The organism is Bacillus sp. 166amftsu (assembly GCF_900107445.1).
Classification (GTDB): Bacteria; Bacillota; Bacilli; order Bacillales; family Bacillaceae_G; genus Bacillus_A; species Bacillus_A arachidis.
Window position 1 is genome coordinate 778,228 of the sequence record NZ_FNQA01000001.1, and the last position, 17,780, is coordinate 796,007.

Genomic DNA, 17,780 nt, shown 5'->3' on the forward strand with positions numbered 1-17,780 from the left:
AGATTCACGGGTACTTTTTTCTATCACCGTAGTTTTACCTATATAATAATTAGTATTTTTCTAACACTAATACATCATAACCATCTAACATTTTGCGGCCATCCAAGTAAGTAAGCTCTACTAAGAATGCAATCCCTGCTACAATTCCACCAAGCTCTTCAACTAACTTAATTGTCGCTTCAATTGTTCCACCTGTAGCTAATAGATCATCTGTAATTAATACGCGTTGACCTGGTTTAATTGCATCTTTATGGATTGTTAAAACATCTTTTCCATACTCTTTACCGTAGTCAACTGTAATTACTTCACGAGGTAATTTCCCTAATTTACGAACTGGTGCAAACCCTACTTCTAACGCGTAAGAAACTGGGCAACCGATAATAAAGCCACGTGCTTCTGGTCCTACTACAAGGTCGATATTTCTTTCTTTTGCATAAGCAACGATTTCATCTGTTGCTGCTTTGTATGCTTTTCCATCGTTCATTAAAGGTGTGATATCTTTAAAAACGATACCTTCTTTCGGATAATCCGGTACAATTGCGATATGTTGCTTGAAATCCATATTTCTGAATCCTCCTCAGATATAAAAGGTCTGTAAATACAAGGCCCTTACCCTAACTGTGCTACTTCTTTATGATTACGAATCGTGTCAAACCATGTATATAGTTGCTGATATGTGCTATAAACCAACTCTTTCTCTAATTGAAGGTGGTTCATTTTCTCACGATATGTGTTCGATTCAATTAAATCACGCTTTTTCATTTCTTCTGCCATAAAAATGACACCGTCTTTTATTGTAACAAATTCTAACTCAAAAAACACCTGTGTCATGAAATTTACTGTATCTTTTGACCAACCTTTATGACGACATAACTGTTCCCCATATTGTCTTAAAGAAAATGGTGCCTTTTGGTGTAAAAAGGAATAGTACCATTTAAAGTGTTCCCTTGTTGGAACTGTACTAAATAAATGATTATTCTCCTGATAAAACAGTGTATAAATTCGCGCTGGAAATCCCGCCTTAAACAAACCGCGTAATTCGTCTGTTGACTTTGGTAAATCCATCAAAATAACATAGCGACCATCTAGCTCAGTGACTTCTGAAGCATGCATAAGTTGTTCTTTATATTCTTCTAAAGAAAATTTATTTAATACCTCTTCAGAAAAATATACCATTGTTACTTGTTCTTTCGGAATCTCTGATAAGTTCGATTCCACATTACGCATGCTGCGCCAATCAAACAACTGCCATGCATCTACCGCAATATCTTGGATCATGAGTTGTGGTTTTTTGAAATTATTCCATTCATTAATTGATGCCTCACCAACAATAGAAACGTGAGCGATTGGAGAAATTTCTTTCGCATAAGCTCCAAATCCAAATCCAATCGTATCTAACGTCGCCTGTCCTCCGCGAAGTGCCATTTTTAAATGAGACCCATCAGATCCAATTGCACGAATACTTTCTAATTCCGCATCTCTAACTGCGATACGCGGCTTCGGATTTCCAACACCAAATGGCGCTAGTTTTTGCATTTCTTCAATTGCCGAAAGCGTTACATCCTCTACTTTGCAAATCGCATCAACTGTTGTAATCGGAATAAAATCTTCAGGCTTTAAGATTGCATCTGCTTGTTCATTTAAACGACGGCGCAGTTCATCCACATCATTCATATGAAGCGTCATTCCTGCCGCCATTGGATGCCCACCAAAGTGAGGTAACAATTCTCTACAATCTGATAAGTTCGCAAACAAATCAAATCCTGCAATACTACGAGCAGATCCTTTTGCTGTTTGCTTCTCAGGATCAATACATAACACGATTGTTGGACGATAGAAACGCTCTACTAATTTAGAAGCAACAATCCCTATCACACCTGGATTCCATCCTTCTTTCGCAATGACTAATACTTTATTGTCCGCTGGAGGATAGTTGTTTTCTACCTCTGCAATCGCCTCTTCTGTAATTTGTTTTACAATATCTTTTCGAAGCTTATTCATTTCATCGATTTCTTCAGCAAGCTCTTTTGCTTCTTCTGGATCTTCTGATAAAAGAAGATGAACAGCCGGTGTCGCATCTTCTAAACGACCAATTGCATTAATACGCGGTGCAATTGAGAAGCCGATGCTTTCTTCCGTGATCTCGCTTTGTGAAACATTTGCTACTTTAAACAATGCTTTCAAACCAATATTTTTGGTCATTCTCATTTGTTTTAGTCCACGCTGCACAAGTAATCTATTTTCACCATGAAGTGACACTAAATCGGCTACCGTACCAATCACTGCGATTTCTAACAAATGCTCCGGTACACGTCCAAGTAATGCATGCGCTACTTTAAACGCAACACCAACGCCCGCTAAATAATGAAACGGATAGACGCCGCCCTCTAGCTTCGGATGAATAATCGCAAGCGCTTCTGGAAGTTCTGGTGGTGGCTCATGATGATCTGTAATAATAAGATCCATACCAAGCTCTTTTGCTATCTTAGCTTCATGAACTGCTGCGATACCTGTATCAACAGTAATGATAAGAGAAAATCCCGCACTGTGTGCCCAGCGAAATGCCTCTTCATTCGGTCCATACCCTTCCGTAAATCGGTTCGGGATATAGAACCCAACATCCGCACCTAGTTCTTGAAGTGCAAGGTATAATACTGTCGTACTACTTACACCATCGGCATCGTAGTCACCAAAAATTAAAATTTGTTCTCCATTTTGAATGGCTTGCTTTACACGTTCTACCGTACGATCCATTCCTGCAAGTAAAAATGGATCGTGAAATTCTTGCCCTGCTGTATTTAAAAAATCCACAATCTTATCTTCTGTATCTAAGCCTCTACCGAGGAATAACGAAGTAACAAGCGGTGATAATTGCAATTTACTTGCCAACTCACTTATCTGCTCTTCATTAAATGACTTTTCTTTCCAACGCGTCTTCGGTTGTAACACGAAATCACCCCTTAACCTGTCTATTATACAAGACAGATTAAGGGGTGACAATATCACGCAAACTACGATTGAATATCTCTATAATCAAATAAATATCTACTTCCTTATGGAAGCAAAATAAATTTAATCCGGTGAATACGGATTTATATGTACAAAAACATTTTGTACATTATCTTGTTTCATTAATACCTCTTTTACATGTTTTCCGATGCGATGTCCCTCTTCCACTGTGATATATGGATCTACAGACACTTTAATATCCACAATCACATAATGACCGTGCTCTCTTGCGTATAACGAACCAATTTTTTTAACACCTTCTACTTGAAGAACTGACTCCCTTAGTGGAATAACCTCTTCTTCATGAAGAACATGATCTAACGTTGTATGGATTGCATCTTTGCCAATATCCCAGGCCATCTTCACAACAAGAAGTGAAACAAATAATCCTGCAACAGGATCGGCGTAAACGAGCCAATCTAAACCTAATTTATTTCCGATAATCGCTGCACCAATCCCGATTAAGGCTGCAATTGAAGAAAATACATCTGAACGGTGCTCATATGCATTTGCGATAATTGCATCACTGTTTACCCGTTTCCCTAATCGATACTTATACCGAAACATCCCTTCTTTCACCACAATGGAAAGAATAACCGCAAAAATCGTAATTCCTTTTGGCGGTTCAAGTTCTTGTGTAAAAGCCTTTATAGAAGAAACGGCAATTTCGATTCCGACAATAAATAATAAAACTGCAACAATGATAGCTGAAATCGATTCCGCTTTTCCGTGGCCATAAGGATGATCTTCATCAGGCGGTTGTTTGGCTGCACGCAAGCCGAAAAATACAGCTAACGAACCAACTACATCCGATGCTGAATGAACCGCATCCGCTAAAAGTGCCTTACTGTTCCCAATATATCCGATTACTGCTTTAACAATCGCTAATACAATATTACCAACGATTCCAACAATGGCACCAAACTCCGCCTGTTTAAAACGTTCATCTTTTTCCATAATCGAAATCCTTTCTTTTCTCAAAATACCTTATTATTGTAACAAAAAATAATAGCAGAGATATCACTTCCTTCCAATTTCTCCACGATCGACCCTGCTACCCTTTAGCAAAAAACGCTAAGGAAGTGTCACTTTATTGTATCCGCAAACGAAAAAGAGATGCCTCCAAAGTGAAGAGGCATCGTCTTTTCTATGTTGATTTTAGTTTTTACACTTGTGGTTCAGATACTCCTGTTTCTACTTTCTTCTTACCTTTACCCTTTTTTAATCGGCGATTTTCAAGCATTAGCCAAATTTGCGAAGCAACAAAGATAGAAGAATACGTACCTACAACTAGTCCAATCATTAATGCAAGTGAGAAGTTTCGCAGTGATTCACTACCGAAAATAAGCAATGCAATAACTGGGAACAACACTGTTAGAACTGTATTAATAGAACGACCAATTGTTTGACGAATACTGGAGTTCACAATTTCTTCTAAGTCTTTTCTATCACGAATTCGTTTTTTCTGTTTATATAGCTCACGGTTTCTATCAAATGTAACAATCGAGTCATTGATTGAATAACCAATGATTGTTAATACCGCTGCGATAAACGTTAAATCTACTTCCAATTGTAAGATACTGAACATCACAATCATAACAAACGCATCATGCAACAATGCGATTACCGCAGATAATGCGTATGTGAAGCGGAAACGAATACTCACGTATAAGATGATAACCGCCGAAGCAATCATAACTGCGATAAATGCATTTCGTGCAATCTCTTTCCCGATTGTTGGAGAAACTGTACTTACATTTGGTTCTGTACCGTATTTATCGTGGAAGAATGTTTTTGCCTTTGCAATTTCATCTTTCGATAAAACACCAATTGTACGAACAGCAAATCCTTTATTGTCATCCCCTGTTGGTACAATGTCCTCTTTTTTTACATCAATTTTTAACTCATGTAAATCTTTTTGAACTTGATCTACACTAATCGCTTGTTTTGACTGCAAGTCCATACGTGTACCACTCGCAAAGTCAATTCCAAGGTTCATTTTGAAAATTGGTAGTATAATTGCACCTGCAATAACAACTACAATTGAGAACAAGAAGAATTTATGACCGATATTTACAAAGTTAATACGATCAAATCTCGTTGGTGCATGTTCTACTCCTTTTGACAATGGAATAATTTCTTTCTGTTTCACACCAAAATAAGATATTTTCTTATCGAAATAACGGCTTTTCACCAATAATCCTAGTAGGAAACGAGTACCGAATACGTTCGTAATGAAACCAACTAAAATACTCACAATTAAACTTGTCGCAAATCCTTTTACAGAACTATTACCGTAAACGAATAATACACCAGCTGCTGCAATTGTCGTAACGTTGGCATCTAAAATTGTCGCTAACGAACGATGGTTACCAGCACGATATGCTGACATCATCGATTTACCAATTCGCAATTCTTCCTTCAGTCGCTCATACGTAATAATATTCGCGTCAACCGCTATACCAACCCCGAGCACTAGCGCCGCTATACCTGGCAGAGTCAGGACTGCATGCATCCAGTTAAAGACAAGCAATGTAATGAAAATATATAATCCTAACATAATGACCGCTACTAAACCTGGTAAACGGTAGAAAACAAGCATGAACAAGAAAATAATAGCAATCCCGATCACACTAGCGAAAATCGTTTGCTGTAATGCTTGCTCACCAAATTTTGCTCCGACAGATGTTGAATACATTTCTTTTAGATCAACAGGAAGTGCACCTGCATTTAATAAATCTGAAAGCTGTTTTGCACTTTCAACCGTAAAGTTTCCACCTACGATAGAAACTTCAGCTTGATTAAACACTTGGCTTACTGTTGCTGCTGATAAATATTTCGGATTTGGTTTTGCTGCTTCTGCTTTATAAGAATCTTTACCTTCTTCAAAATCAAGCCAAATCACCATTAAGTTCGTTGGCGGTGGCATTTTTGATATTTTTTCAGTTACTTCGCGGAATTTATCAGCACTCTTCAATGTAAGCCCAACACTTGGCCGGCCTTGTTCATCAAATGTTTGCTTCGCTCCCCCGCCTTTTAAATCCGTTCCGTCCATGAGAAGGTTGTCATTCACATCACGGAATGTTAATTTCGCTTGCGTAGATAAAATTTCACGTGCTTTCTGCTGATCTTGTACGCCAGCAAGCTGTACACGAATTCGATCTTCCCCTTCAATTTGAATGTTTGGTTCACTTACACCAAGAACATTCACACGATTCTCAAGAGCACCTACTGTACTTACAAGTGCGTCTCGATCAATTTTATCACCCTTTTTCGCTGGCTTTACTTCGTATAAAATTTCAAAACCACCACGAAGGTCCAGTCCAAGACTAATTCCTTTTGTTATGTTTTTTCCCGTCGCACCAATAATTCCACCGATTAATAAAACGATGAGAAAAAAGGCGACGATTCTCGTACTGCGCTTTGCCATATGTACCTTCTTTCTGCTACTAAACCCATAAATAAATCATATCATTCATTTACGCTAGACAAATTCCTGTATTAATCATTTCTGTTTATCCACAGGCATTCCATTATACTTATTCGTTTGTCTAGTTAGTAGGCTTCCTTTCTGTGAGTTTTTAACTTTTTACTAGTACGCTACTAGCCATATAGGGAAAACCCAAATTCTACGTCTTAGACGCTGGGCCGCAACCTATATCTGATACAAATTATTATAACTTCTGCTTCCTACCTCCTTTACTTAAAATCTCTGACATATACATTCCTCTTTATCAATACCTATCATTATACTGCAAAAGGAAGAACAAACCAATTACAGCCGGTTATTTATTTTCATATTCTTCAAATGACCAAAGTGGCGCTTGATACGCTTCTACCGTTAAATATGTCATATACTCATTTGCTGTTAATGTTAGCACATCATTCACAAGTTCATACAATCTAACTTCACTATCTAGCTTTTTCCACTTTTTACTTTTTAAACATTTCCAAATATCCTCAGTCGTCACCCTGTCATAGCCAATCATTTGAAATTCTTCTAATTTGCTTTCTAAAACGACTTGCAACTGTCCGCGGTAAGCTTCTACCAAATCTTCCTTTTCATTCATACTATCACATCTCCTTTTTAGTTCAGCACGAAAAGTCGTTTTTCATCCCGCTCTAATGGACAGCAATAACTGCCTTTAAGAGTTTCATCGCCCTGCTCTTTCCCATAAAAGTTTTACTCCATAAGCGATTCCTCTTAAATGCTTGTCATTCTTGTCTCACACGTGCATATAAATTATTGTAAATCATTCCATTGATTTTGAGAAGGTAGGAGAAAACCATGACGAGACAAAGCTTTTTACGAGGTGCATTTATTTTAATGCTAGCTGGTTTTATTACAAAAATTCTCGGGTTCATAAACCGAATTGTAATGGCACGTATTTTAGGAGAAGAAGGCGTCGGTCTTTATATGATGGCTGTCCCCACTTTTATTTTAGCAATTACATTAACACAAATCGGACTTCCTGTTGCTATTGCAAAATTCGTTGCAGAGGCGGAAGCAGTAAACGATAAACAAAAAGTAAAGAATATATTAACAGTATCTTTAGCCGTTACATCCGTTATTAGTATTATCTTAACAATCGCAATCATGCTTCTAACTCCTATTTTAGCTGAAACTTTATTAACGGATAAAAGAACCTACTATCCGCTGATGGCCATTTTACCTGTCGTTCCTGTCATTGCAGTTTCATCTGTTTTGCGCGGTTATTTCCAAGGAAAACAAAATATGAAACCTAGTGCATATGCACAAGTGTTAGAACAAGTAGTCCGGATTACTATTATCGCCGTATGTATTCGATTGTTTTTACCTTATGGTGTTGAATACGCTGCGGCAGGCGCAATGTTATCAGCTGTTCTTGGTGAGGTAGCCTCTTTATTATTTTTACTCACTTTATTCCAGCGTGAAAAGCACCTTTCAATACGTTCTGGTTTTGTTAGTACAGTCAAGCAAAGTAAAAATACATTTCATTCGCTTATGGAAATTGCACTTCCAACTACAGGGAGTCGCTTAATTGGATCGGTCTCTTATTTTTTCGAACCAATTGTCGTTATGCAAAGCCTAGCCATTGCTGGTGTAGCAGCTTCAGTCGCCACGCAGCAATACGGTATATTAAATGGCTATGCGTTTCCACTTTTATCACTGCCTGCTTTTATTACATACGCTCTTTCTACGGCACTCGTACCCTCTATTAGTGAAGCAATGGCAAAAAAACAATATCGATTAGTAGAACATCGTCTGCAACAGGCACTTCGTATTTCTCTCATTACAGGAGGCTGGTCAGTCGTTATTCTTTATGTATTTGCTTCACCTGTTTTAACTCTCATGTACGGTTCAGATAGCGCAACTGCATTCATTCAATTACTTGCGCCTTGTTTTTTATTTCACTACTTTCAAAGTCCCCTTACATCTGTTTTACAAGCTTTAAATTTAGCACGTGCCGCGATGATGAATACATTTATCGGAGCTATTGTAAAATTACTCGTTATTTCCTTACTCGCTTCACGTCCTGAATTTCAAATGATGGGGGTAGCACTTGCGATTGCTGCTAACATTGTGACCGTGACATTCCTTCACTACGCAACAGTCCTGAAAAAAATCACCTTCACTATTTACATAAAGGATTATATATATGGAGGCATCACGATAATCATTGCAGGAGCTTTTGGATTCTATCTTCATAAATATATTATTTTTTCACATTCACTTGCTATACAAACATTATGGGAGATTACGTTAACCACTATACTTTATACACTGTTTCTTCTCATTTTCAAACTCATTCGTAAACATGAGCTACAGCGTCTTCCATTACTCCGAAAACTATTATTTTTGAAATAACCATGCAGATTAAAAGCTTGCCATTTTAAAACGGCAAGCTTCTTATTTATCTTTTAAATCCACAAAAAATTCCCCATTTTGAAAGCTACAATACGAAATTCCTGTTATATCTTTGTATCCTATATTTTTTAATTTCCCCACAAGCCACCCTTCTGACTGTTCAATCATATGCAAATGTGATTGTTGTATCTCCCCATCAATAATCAGTGGAAATGAAAAAATAGGTGTATCATTCTTATTATTTTTACTCTTTTGTTTATGAAATACAGATAATTTCCCTGAGGCTTCCAAAATAGCATATTCGACGTCACGAATATCACCAATACCTTCTTCTCTTAATTGCATTAATAAATCATCTATATTATAACGTTGCTTTCTCATTTGTTTTTCATCAATTTTACCTCTCCGAACAATAATAGCTGGTTCGCCATCTATTAAATGACGGATCTTTCCACTTTTCAGAGAAGCGTACGCTAACACCATTTGAATAATCACAATTACTACCATAGGAATAATTTGATCCCATACAGGACGATCAACATCTATAATTCCTAATACAGCAAGTTCACCTAACATAATGAAAACAACCAAATCCAAAATACTCAGTTCACCAATTTCACGTTTTCCCATAACACGAAAAATAAGTACCATAACGAAATACAATAGAACTGTTCGAAAAGCAATTCCCCATAGCTCCATCTTTAATCCCCTTTCTGTACTTTTCTTCTATGACGTAGTTTAACCAGCAAAAAAGAAACTAGTCTAACTTATCTAAAATGGAAATATGCTTGTATTAAAAGGGGGGAATGCATAATGGATGGAACGAAAAAATTATCTATAGCAATTGGCTTTGGTATTATCACTTTATTACTACTCGCCTCTATTACAAGTATGGTGATTGCTCTTTTATTAAAATTCACAAATATCAATGAAGGTACATTAGCTATAGCCCTTTTCATACTCGCTCTTCTTTCTATGCTTATATCCGGATTTATCGCTGGAAAAAAAGCGCAAGGAAAAGGCTGGTTCGTCGGATTCACAACCGGACTTACCTTTACGATTCTTGTTTTTCTTGTTAACTACTTAGGTTTTTCTCACGCTTTATCCAATTCACAACTTCTCTATCAACTTGGACTAATGGGGGCAAGTACACTTGGGGGCATATTTGGCGTTAACATGACGAAACGTACCAATTAAAAAAAGCCCTGCAAATGCAGGGCTTCTACTTGTTAATTTTTCACAACTTCACGAATTGCATTGCGATCAAATGTTAAATGTGAACCACCAGATTTAACAACAATCTTAGTGTCATCTACTGACTCAATTGTACCATGTAAGCCACCGATTGTTACGATAGCATCACCTTTTCTCAATTCACTTTGCATTTGAGCTACTGCCTTTTGACGCTTTTGTTGCGGGCGAATTAATAAGAAATAGAAAATCGCAAACATTGCAACGATCATGATAATATTCATCATACCTGGATTCATTTTTTGTTCCTCCTTTAATTATATGTATTAGAAGTTTTTAGCATTCGGTTTATTAAAGCCATACTGTTCAAAGAACTCTTCACGGAAATCACCAAGACGATCTTCACGAATGGCTTGTCTCACCTGCTCCATTAAGTTTAACAGAAAATGAAGATTGTGATAAGACGTTAAACGAATTCCGAAAGTTTCATCACATTTCATTAAGTGACGAATGTACGCACGAGAGTAGTTTTTACATGTGTAACAATCACAATTTGGATCAAGTGGACCGAAGTCTCTTGCAAACTTCGCGTTTTTCACAACGAGACGCCCCTCACTTGTCATACATGTACCATTTCGAGCAATACGAGTTGGAAGTACACAGTCAAACATGTCGATACCACGGATTGCACCATCAATTAATGAGTCAGGAGAACCTACTCCCATTAAATAACGTGGTTTATTGTCTGGTAGAAGCGGTGTTGTAAATTCAAGAACACGATTCATAATATCTTTTGGTTCTCCAACTGATAACCCACCTACTGCATACCCTGGGAAATCCATTGAAACAAGATCTTTCGCGCTCTGGCGACGAAGTTCTTCAAACTCTCCGCCCTGTACAATCCCAAATAAACCTTGATCTTGTGGACGCTCATGGGCTTTTAAACAGCGCTCCGCCCAGCGGCTTGTACGCTCTACAGACTTTTTCATATATTCAAACGTAGCAGGGAACGGCGGGCACTCATCAAATGCCATCATAATATCTGAACCTAATGCATTTTGAATTTCCATCGCTTTTTCTGGTGATAAGAATAATTTGTCTCCATTTAAGTGATTACGGAAATGAACGCCCTCTTCTTCAATACGACGGAAGTCACTTAAACTAAACACTTGGAAACCACCAGAATCTGTTAAGATGGCACGATCCCAGTTCATAAATTTATGTAATCCGCCTGCCTCACGAACAATTTCGTGACCTGGACGAAGCCATAAATGATACGTATTACTTAAAATAATACCAGAATCCATCGCCTTTAACTCTTCTGGTGACATTGTTTTTACTGTCGCAAGTGTACCAACTGGCATAAATGTTGGTGTATCAAATGAGCCATGCGGTGTATGAACGCGGCCTAAACGCGCACCCGTTTGTTTACATGTTTTAATAAATTCATAACGAATTGCTGTCATAGATTTACTCCTTTTTATTTATCTTTCACTTTAGCATGAGATGCAACGAACATCGCATCACCAAAGCTAAAGAAACGGTATTTTTCTTTTACTGCTTCATTATAAGCATGAAGTACATCTTCTCTATTTGCAAATGCACTCACAAGCATAATTAATGTTGACTTCGGCAAATGGAAGTTTGTAATTAAACCATCAATTGCTTTAAATTCATATCCTGGATACATAAAAATATCCGTCCATCCAGATGCTGCACAAAGCTTACCATCATGATCTGTAGCAATTGTTTCTAGCGTACGTGTTGACGTTGTACCAACAGTAATAATACGACCGCCACTCTCCTTCACACGGTTTAACAAATCTGCCGTTTCTTCTGACATATGGTAATACTCCGCATGCATATGGTGTTCTTCAATTGTATCGGCTGAAACTGGTCTAAATGTACCAAGACCAACATGAAGCGTAATAAATGCTAAATGAACACCTTTTTGCTTTAATTTCTCTAATAACTCTTCTGTAAAATGAAGTCCAGCTGTCGGCGCTGCTGCAGAACCAATTTCCTTCGCATATACCGTTTGATAACGGTCACGATCTTCTAGTGTTTCTTTAATATATGGAGGAAGCGGCATTTCTCCAAGTTCATCCAAAATTTCATAAAAGATACCGTCATACGAAAACTCTAGCTGACGGCCACCTTGATCAGCTGTTCCTGTGCAAGTTGCTTTTAACTTTCCTTCACCAAAAGAAATGACAGTTCCTTCTTTTACACGTTTAGCTGGCTTTACAAGTGTTTCCCATTTATCTCCATCTTCTTGTTTTAAAAGGAGCACTTCAATATGTGCACCTGTATCTTCTTTCACACCATGCAAACGAGCAGGCATAACTTTCGTTTCATTTAATACTAAACAATCGCCCTCATGTAAATAAGAAAGAATGTCCGTAAAATGCTTATGCTCGATATCACCGGTTTCACGGTCTAACACCATTAATCTTGATGTTTCACGGTCTTCAAGAGGCGTTTGTGCAATAAGTTCTTCCGGTAAATGAAAATCAAACAGATTAATATCCATAACTATATCCACCTATTTCTATTTAAATCGATTTATTATATACATAATAAAAGATAATACAATACTTAACACAATACATGTAATGATCGGAAAATAAAAGGTAACGTTTCCTTTTTTCACAAAAATATCGCCTGGAAGCCTTCCGATAAACTTCCAAGCTACTCCCACGACAATGAGAAGAATACCAGCTGTAATAAGCAGCTTTGGCATATCCGTCATACTCCAGGCATCTCCATTCCGAAATGTTCATACGCAAGTGGCGTTACAATTCGTCCTCTTGGCGTTCTTTGTAAAAAACCAATTTGCAGTAAATATGGTTCATACACATCTTCAATCGTCGTAGACTCTTCCCCAATTGTCGCTGAGACCGTTTCTAATCCAACTGGACCACCGCGGAATTTTTCAATAATGCCAAGCAGTAGCTTATGATCGATATGATCAAGCCCTAATTTATCGACTTGTAAGAGCTCTAATGCCATTTGGGTAATTTCCATCGCAATTGTTCCGTCACTTCGAACCTGCGCGAAGTCACGTACACGTCTTAGTAAACGGTTTGCAATACGCGGTGTACCACGTGCACGCCTTGCGATCTCTAAAGCAGCTAATGAATCGATTTCAACTTCAAACACCTCTGCTGTGCGCTCTACAATCGCTGACAATTGATCTACTGTATAATACTCTAATCGTGATAACACACCAAAACGGTCACGAAGCGGCGCTGATAACGCACCAGCCCGCGTGGTTGCACCAACTAGCGTAAACGGAGGTAAATCAAGGCGTACAGATCGTGCGCTCGGACCTTTACCGATGACAATATCAAGACAGAAATCTTCCATTGCTGGATATAATACCTCTTCAATTGACCTATGCAAACGATGAATTTCATCAATAAATAATACATCGCCAGGTTGAAGCGCCGTGAGCACTGCCGCTAAATCTCCCGGACGCTCAATTGCTGGACCTGATGTTGTTCGAATATTAACACCCATTTCATTAGCGATAATATTTGCAAGCGTCGTTTTACCAAGTCCTGGCGGTCCGTATAGTAATACGTGATCTAACGTTTCCTCACGCATTTTCGCCGCCTCAATAAACACTTCTAAATTATGCTTTGCCTTATCTTGGCCAATATACTGACGGAGCGTCTGTGGCCGTAACGAATATTCTAAATCCGCATCTTCATATGCCGATTCTCCTGAGAGGAGACGTTCGTCCATTCTACTCACCTCTTACCATTTAGTAAAAGACTAAGTGCCTTTTTAATATATTGATCCGTAGTAAGCGATTCTTTTAATAACTCTGGCACAACGCGATTCACTTCTCGTTCTGCATAACCAAGTGCACGCAGTGCTTCCAGCGCTTCATCTAGCTCAGCGGATGATCTGTTCTTCTCATCGAAACGTTCTACATCTGAGAATAGATCAACAAATGCATCTGGTACAACATCTGCTAATTTTCCTTTTAAGTCTAAAATCATTTGACGAGCCGTTTTCTTTCCAACTCCCGGGAATTTCACTAAGAATTTTTCATCCTCATGTTCAATTGCTTGCACAACCTGCCCCGTTTGACCCGAAGCTAAAATGGCAAGCGCACCTTTTGGTCCGATTCCTGATACACCTAAAAGTTTTGTAAATAATAAACGCTCTTCACGTGTCTTAAATCCATAAAGCGCCATTATATCTTCTCTCACATAATGATATGTATATACACGAATTTCTTGCTTACTTCTTTGGAATACATACGGATTTGGCGTAAAAATTTGATAGCCAATTCCATTATGATCAAGAACGACATATTCTGGCCCTACATATTCCACATAGCCTGTAACATATTCAAACAAAATACGATCTCTCCCTCTTAAATCATGTATTCCATTTTAACATATTTAACGATAGAAAAGCGAGACTACCCCAACAAATGTTCTATATTTAAATTTTCTACTTTTTCATATTGACAGAAAGACATACAGCAAATTACTATTACATAGTCGATAATGATTATCAATATTAATTAAAGGGGTTATATGCAAGATGAAACGCAATTTATCTATTCTACTTACTCTTATTCTTGTGGTTTTTACCATCGTTGGTTGCTCTTCTAACAAAGAAGAATCACAGGCAAAAGAACAACCGGAAACAAAAGTTGTAAAACATGCAAAAGGAGAAGTTAAAATTCCAACAAATCCAAAAAGAATTGTTGACTTATCTGGATCTTCTGAAGAACTATTACTTCTTGGTCATAAACCTGTTGGTACTGCCAACACGTATAAAGATAAAATCCAAGATCATTTGCAAGAAAAGCTAAAAGGTGTAAAAGCAGTAGGTTGGTACTGGGCACCTAAAGTCGATTTAGAAGCAGTTACTGCCTTAAAGCCAGACTTAATTATTTTAAATAACCGTCAATTGAAAATTTATGACCAATTAACAAAAGTTGCACCAACAGTTGTTCTAGAGACAAACTTAGAAAATTGGCGTGGTAAATTTAAAGAAGTAAGCAAGCTATTTGACGAAGAGAAAAAAGCAGACAAATGGATTGCAGATTACGATAAAAAAGCTGATTCCTTATCAAAAAAGATTAAAGAGAAGACAAAAGATGAAAACTTTATGTTTCTTGCTGTAACACCGCAAAACTTCCGTGTATATGGCAGCTTCGGGTACGGGGACATTCTCTTTAATGACTTAAAACTTCCTGCCACGAAAGGTACAGATTTAAAACAAACGATGGCACAAGTATCATTAGAAGGTCTTGTTGCATTCCAGCCTGATCAAATGTTTGTTGTAAACTTTGGTGACGAAGCAGATAAAGTATATGCAGACTACAAAAACAGCGCTGTTTGGAAAGATAACAAAGCTGTAAAAAATAATCACATTTATGAAGTAAGCAATGAAGTCTTTAACACAAAATCATTCAATCCAATCGGAAAAGATATGCTAATTGATGAAATTGCAAAACAAATTTTAGATAAAAACAAATAAGAAAAACAGCAGTTCATCCCGAGCTGCTGTTTTTCTTATTTTGCACTGCATACTGCTTCATTTTCTCGATCGTCTTCACAAAACGCTCTTTCGACTTAATACGAATACCACGTTTCAACTCTGCTCGATCATAACTTTCTAGCTTTTTCATATCAATTTGAAAAAATGAATGAATCGCATTATCATTTTTGGGCACACCATTAAAAATTTGCAGTATCCCTTCGTTGGAAACACCAAAATACCCACTCGTTTTCAGTAGTGGTGAAATATCATCTACCTTTTTTTGCAATACAATTTGTGTATCATCACGATCGACAAGCTGCCATTCTTTGTACTGCTGCAGAAATTGTTCTAAGTTCGCTACTTTTTCAGTAAAGATTTCCTCACTTACTTCTCCATCTAAATACATTCGCTCTAATAAAACCGTAACTTGAGGTTCTTTTTGCGTAATCTCTAATGCAGGAGACGCAGCAATCACACTTGATTCATGATATAAACAAAGCATAGCAATTATGACCTGAACTATAACCATCATGAATTTCATTTCCGCTCACCTCTTCTAGAAAAATAAAACTTCTATTTGTAGTTTTTCCGAAAATAGAAGTTTTATCCATAATAACAGTGGCGGTTATTTTTCATGAAAATAAAAAATGCAGGTAAGGCGTAATTCCTACCCGCATGAGTCATTTACTGTTATATAATAAGAAAGACGCCTGCACATAGCAGGCGTCTTGATGCGTTTACGGCGAGAGACCAGGCGGCCACATCCGCGTGTTTAGCACTTAAGCATATCTCTCGTCTTACGTAAATTAGCTCATCGCTTTTCTAATATAACATTAATATACCAGGAAAGCAAGCTTTTTTTGTTATCGTACTGTACCAGTTAGATCAGCACGAACATCTCGGAACAAGTCTGTTATATCACGATTTAAATCATTTGTTACTGTTCCATTGCGCAGACGTGTACTCACTGTATCGACACGATCAAACATGTCATTTTTAACAGTTACATACACATTACGATTTTTCACTTCATCGGCAACAGCTTGACGAATTTCATTTGCCATTGCTGTTTCGTTTGTTACTGCGTTACGTGGTTTTACCGCAATTACTACATCATTTCCTCGTACAACAGTAGAAACTCGATCTACATTATTCATACCCTTAACACGATTTGTAATTTTTTCTGCTGTCTTACCATCGTTGTTCACGTATGAATTGTTCATTGTAATGTTACGCGTTGGATAAGGATTTGCAATTTGACCATGGTAATTTACATCACGGTAATAGTTATATCCAACGTCATTGCGACGATCATTTACATTATCTGTAACTCTATTCCCATTTCTATATGTTACATAATCTGTATAGCGGTCAGTACGCGTTACATTATCTCTATATGGTTGTGTATCATAATAGGATGTACGCTCATAATTGTAGTTCGCATTACGTCCATCCATTGCACTTTTATTCTTAGGTGTACCACATGCAGCTAATGCACTGGTAACTAACAAAGAAGCAGCAATAATTTTAATCTTTTTACTCAATATAAAAACCCCCCTTGTTAGGCCTGAACTTCTCTCTCGAAAAGCTCCTTTTTATAGTGAGTAATAAAGGAGGGTTTTACACTTGTTAATATTTCACTAGGAATTTTCTAACACTACCTTTTCATCGTTAGCACAGCTCCTTCTATTCCCCTTCTTCTATAAGCGGTTCTCCAAAAATCTCTGGCGGATCTTGTTGGTAATTCATCACACCTGGTTGCGGTGCATATGCAGTTTGAGCTGTTGGATAATATGGAGAATTCGGCACACCTGGCTGTGGACTGTATAGATTTCTTTCTCCACCACATCCACAATCTTCTTCTGCCGGCATCATTTGTGGATTGCTATTATCTATTGGCGGTTGATATGGCATTGAAGTATGTTGCATTGGCATTTGGTGCGGCATGATTGGCATACCTTGTGTATATGGCATTTGATAATACGGATACTGTTGTGGCATCATTTGCGGTTGATATGGCATCGGCATTTGTGGTGGCATCATTTGTGCCTGATATGACATTGGCATTTGTGGTGGCATCATTTGCGGTTGATATGGCATCGGCATTTGCGGTGGTTGATTATTTTCCATTATTGGCATTTGGTGCGGCATTTGATTATCTTCCATCATCGGCATTATATTCGGCATTTGATTATTTTCCATCATCGGCATTATATTCGGC

The 17,780-nt window shown here is 37.7% G+C and carries 18 protein-coding genes; 3 read left to right on the plus strand and 15 right to left on the minus strand.

What is annotated here, in order from left to right:
- Nucleotides 1–49 precede the first annotated feature (49 nt).
- The 5 genes from BLV40_RS04420 to BLV40_RS04440 all read right to left on the minus strand — a co-directional run bounded on the left by BLV40_RS04420 (nt 50) and on the right by BLV40_RS04440 (nt 7,079).
- The gene (locus BLV40_RS04420; RefSeq protein WP_026593481.1) at nt 50–562 is read right to left on the minus strand and encodes an adenine phosphoribosyltransferase; all 513 of its coding nucleotides are present in this window, start codon (nt 560–562) and stop codon (nt 50–52) included.
- 47 nt (nt 563–609) lie between these two features.
- Complete coding sequence (gene recJ / locus BLV40_RS04425) at nt 610–2,949, minus strand: single-stranded-DNA-specific exonuclease RecJ (protein ID WP_090687619.1); 2,340 nt, start codon at nt 2,947–2,949, stop codon at nt 610–612.
- Nucleotides 2,950–3,072: 123 nt separating this feature from the next.
- Nucleotides 3,073–3,966, minus strand: coding sequence for a cation diffusion facilitator family transporter (locus tag BLV40_RS04430; protein ID WP_090687622.1), 894 nt, complete (start codon nt 3,964–3,966; stop codon nt 3,073–3,075).
- A 208-nt stretch (nt 3,967–4,174) separates the two neighbouring features.
- On the minus strand, nt 4,175–6,439 hold the full coding sequence (gene secDF / locus BLV40_RS04435; protein ID WP_026593484.1) for a protein translocase subunit SecDF: 2,265 nt from the start codon (nt 6,437–6,439) through the stop codon (nt 4,175–4,177).
- Between the two features lie 355 nt (nt 6,440–6,794).
- The gene (locus BLV40_RS04440) at nt 6,795–7,079 is read right to left on the minus strand and encodes a post-transcriptional regulator (RefSeq protein ID WP_090687625.1); all 285 of its coding nucleotides are present in this window, start codon (nt 7,077–7,079) and stop codon (nt 6,795–6,797) included.
- Between the two features lie 218 nt (nt 7,080–7,297).
- Here BLV40_RS04440 and spoVB point away from each other — a divergent pair, with 218 nt between their 5' ends.
- Nucleotides 7,298–8,857, plus strand: coding sequence for a stage V sporulation protein B (gene spoVB / locus BLV40_RS04445; protein ID WP_090687629.1), 1,560 nt, complete (start codon nt 7,298–7,300; stop codon nt 8,855–8,857).
- A 42-nt stretch (nt 8,858–8,899) separates the two neighbouring features.
- Here the strand turns inward: spoVB and BLV40_RS04450 are convergent, their stop codons facing one another.
- On the minus strand, nt 8,900–9,556 hold the full coding sequence (locus tag BLV40_RS04450) for a DUF421 domain-containing protein (RefSeq protein ID WP_090687632.1): 657 nt from the start codon (nt 9,554–9,556) through the stop codon (nt 8,900–8,902).
- A 114-nt stretch (nt 9,557–9,670) separates the two neighbouring features.
- On the opposite strand from BLV40_RS04450, the gene BLV40_RS04455 reads away from it, so the two are divergent.
- Nucleotides 9,671–10,054 (plus strand): TIGR04086 family membrane protein, encoded by a 384-nt coding sequence (locus BLV40_RS04455; protein ID WP_026593488.1) that lies wholly within the window; start codon nt 9,671–9,673, stop codon nt 10,052–10,054.
- A gap of 32 nt (nt 10,055–10,086) precedes the next feature.
- Here BLV40_RS04455 and yajC read toward each other — a convergent pair whose 3' ends face one another.
- From yajC to ruvA, 6 genes are read right to left on the minus strand one after another with little or no spacing between them, the layout of a single operon-like run.
- A complete protein-coding gene (gene yajC, locus BLV40_RS04460) occupies nt 10,087–10,347 on the minus strand; it encodes a preprotein translocase subunit YajC (protein WP_026593489.1) in 261 nt (86 codons plus the stop codon).
- Nucleotides 10,348–10,374: 27 nt separating this feature from the next.
- Nucleotides 10,375–11,514 carry a tRNA guanosine(34) transglycosylase Tgt gene (tgt, locus tag BLV40_RS04465; RefSeq protein ID WP_000125372.1) on the minus strand — a complete coding sequence of 380 codons (1,140 nt, stop codon included), beginning with the start codon at nt 11,512–11,514 and terminating at the stop codon, nt 10,375–10,377.
- A 14-nt stretch (nt 11,515–11,528) separates the two neighbouring features.
- Nucleotides 11,529–12,581 (minus strand): tRNA preQ1(34) S-adenosylmethionine ribosyltransferase-isomerase QueA, encoded by a 1,053-nt coding sequence (queA, locus tag BLV40_RS04470; protein ID WP_026593490.1) that lies wholly within the window; start codon nt 12,579–12,581, stop codon nt 11,529–11,531.
- A gap of 18 nt (nt 12,582–12,599) precedes the next feature.
- Nucleotides 12,600–12,800: a DUF2905 domain-containing protein gene (locus BLV40_RS04475; RefSeq protein ID WP_026593491.1), complete on the minus strand. Its 201-nt coding sequence runs from the start codon at nt 12,798–12,800 to the stop codon at nt 12,600–12,602.
- The gene (gene ruvB, locus BLV40_RS04480) at nt 12,797–13,798 is read right to left on the minus strand and encodes a Holliday junction branch migration DNA helicase RuvB (RefSeq protein ID WP_016116458.1); all 1,002 of its coding nucleotides are present in this window, start codon (nt 13,796–13,798) and stop codon (nt 12,797–12,799) included. The genes BLV40_RS04475 and ruvB overlap by 4 nt, the downstream gene beginning before the upstream one ends.
- 5 nt (nt 13,799–13,803) lie before the next feature.
- The gene (ruvA, locus tag BLV40_RS04485; RefSeq protein ID WP_090687635.1) at nt 13,804–14,421 is read right to left on the minus strand and encodes a Holliday junction DNA helicase RuvA; all 618 of its coding nucleotides are present in this window, start codon (nt 14,419–14,421) and stop codon (nt 13,804–13,806) included.
- A gap of 190 nt (nt 14,422–14,611) precedes the next feature.
- Between ruvA and BLV40_RS04490 the strand changes: the two genes are divergently transcribed.
- On the plus strand, nt 14,612–15,556 hold the full coding sequence (locus tag BLV40_RS04490; protein WP_090687637.1) for an iron-hydroxamate ABC transporter substrate-binding protein: 945 nt from the start codon (nt 14,612–14,614) through the stop codon (nt 15,554–15,556).
- A gap of 13 nt (nt 15,557–15,569) precedes the next feature.
- Here the strand turns inward: BLV40_RS04490 and BLV40_RS04495 are convergent, their stop codons facing one another.
- From BLV40_RS04495 to BLV40_RS29065, 3 genes are all read right to left on the minus strand, one after another.
- The gene (locus tag BLV40_RS04495; RefSeq protein ID WP_090687641.1) at nt 15,570–16,100 is read right to left on the minus strand and encodes a BofC C-terminal domain-containing protein; all 531 of its coding nucleotides are present in this window, start codon (nt 16,098–16,100) and stop codon (nt 15,570–15,572) included.
- A gap of 322 nt (nt 16,101–16,422) precedes the next feature.
- Entirely contained in the window at nt 16,423–17,103 is a 681-nt protein-coding gene (locus tag BLV40_RS04500; protein ID WP_090687644.1) for a YhcN/YlaJ family sporulation lipoprotein, read from the minus strand.
- 142 nt (nt 17,104–17,245) lie between these two features.
- Nucleotides 17,246–17,780, minus strand: a 535-nt coding sequence (locus BLV40_RS29065; protein WP_244525332.1) for a spore coat protein, incomplete at its 5' end; no start/stop codon positions are given.

Coding starts and splice junctions, on each gene's coding strand:
- queA (WP_026593490.1), bottom strand. CDS start 12,581: ATGGATATTAATCTGTTTGATTTTCATTTACCGGAAGAACTTATTGCA.
- BLV40_RS04495 (WP_090687641.1), bottom strand. CDS start 16,100: ATGAAATTCATGATGGTTATAGTTCAGGTCATAATTGCTATGCTTTGT.
- secDF (WP_026593484.1), bottom strand. CDS start 6,439: ATGGCAAAGCGCAGTACGAGAATCGTCGCCTTTTTTCTCATCGTTTTA.
- BLV40_RS04450 (WP_090687632.1), bottom strand. CDS start 9,556: ATGGAGCTATGGGGAATTGCTTTTCGAACAGTTCTATTGTATTTCGTT.
- BLV40_RS04430 (WP_090687622.1), bottom strand. CDS start 3,966: ATGGAAAAAGATGAACGTTTTAAACAGGCGGAGTTTGGTGCCATTGTT.
- spoVB (WP_090687629.1), top strand. CDS start 7,298: ATGACGAGACAAAGCTTTTTACGAGGTGCATTTATTTTAATGCTAGCT.
- BLV40_RS04440 (WP_090687625.1), bottom strand. CDS start 7,079: ATGAATGAAAAGGAAGATTTGGTAGAAGCTTACCGCGGACAGTTGCAA.
- BLV40_RS04455 (WP_026593488.1), top strand. CDS start 9,671: ATGGATGGAACGAAAAAATTATCTATAGCAATTGGCTTTGGTATTATC.
- tgt (WP_000125372.1), bottom strand. CDS start 11,514: ATGACAGCAATTCGTTATGAATTTATTAAAACATGTAAACAAACGGGT.
- BLV40_RS04475 (WP_026593491.1), bottom strand. CDS start 12,800: ATGACGGATATGCCAAAGCTGCTTATTACAGCTGGTATTCTTCTCATT.
- BLV40_RS04490 (WP_090687637.1), top strand. CDS start 14,612: ATGAAACGCAATTTATCTATTCTACTTACTCTTATTCTTGTGGTTTTT.
- yajC (WP_026593489.1), bottom strand. CDS start 10,347: ATGAATCCAGGTATGATGAATATTATCATGATCGTTGCAATGTTTGCG.
- ruvB (WP_016116458.1), bottom strand. CDS start 13,798: ATGGACGAACGTCTCCTCTCAGGAGAATCGGCATATGAAGATGCGGAT.
- BLV40_RS04420 (WP_026593481.1), bottom strand. CDS start 562: ATGGATTTCAAGCAACATATCGCAATTGTACCGGATTATCCGAAAGAA.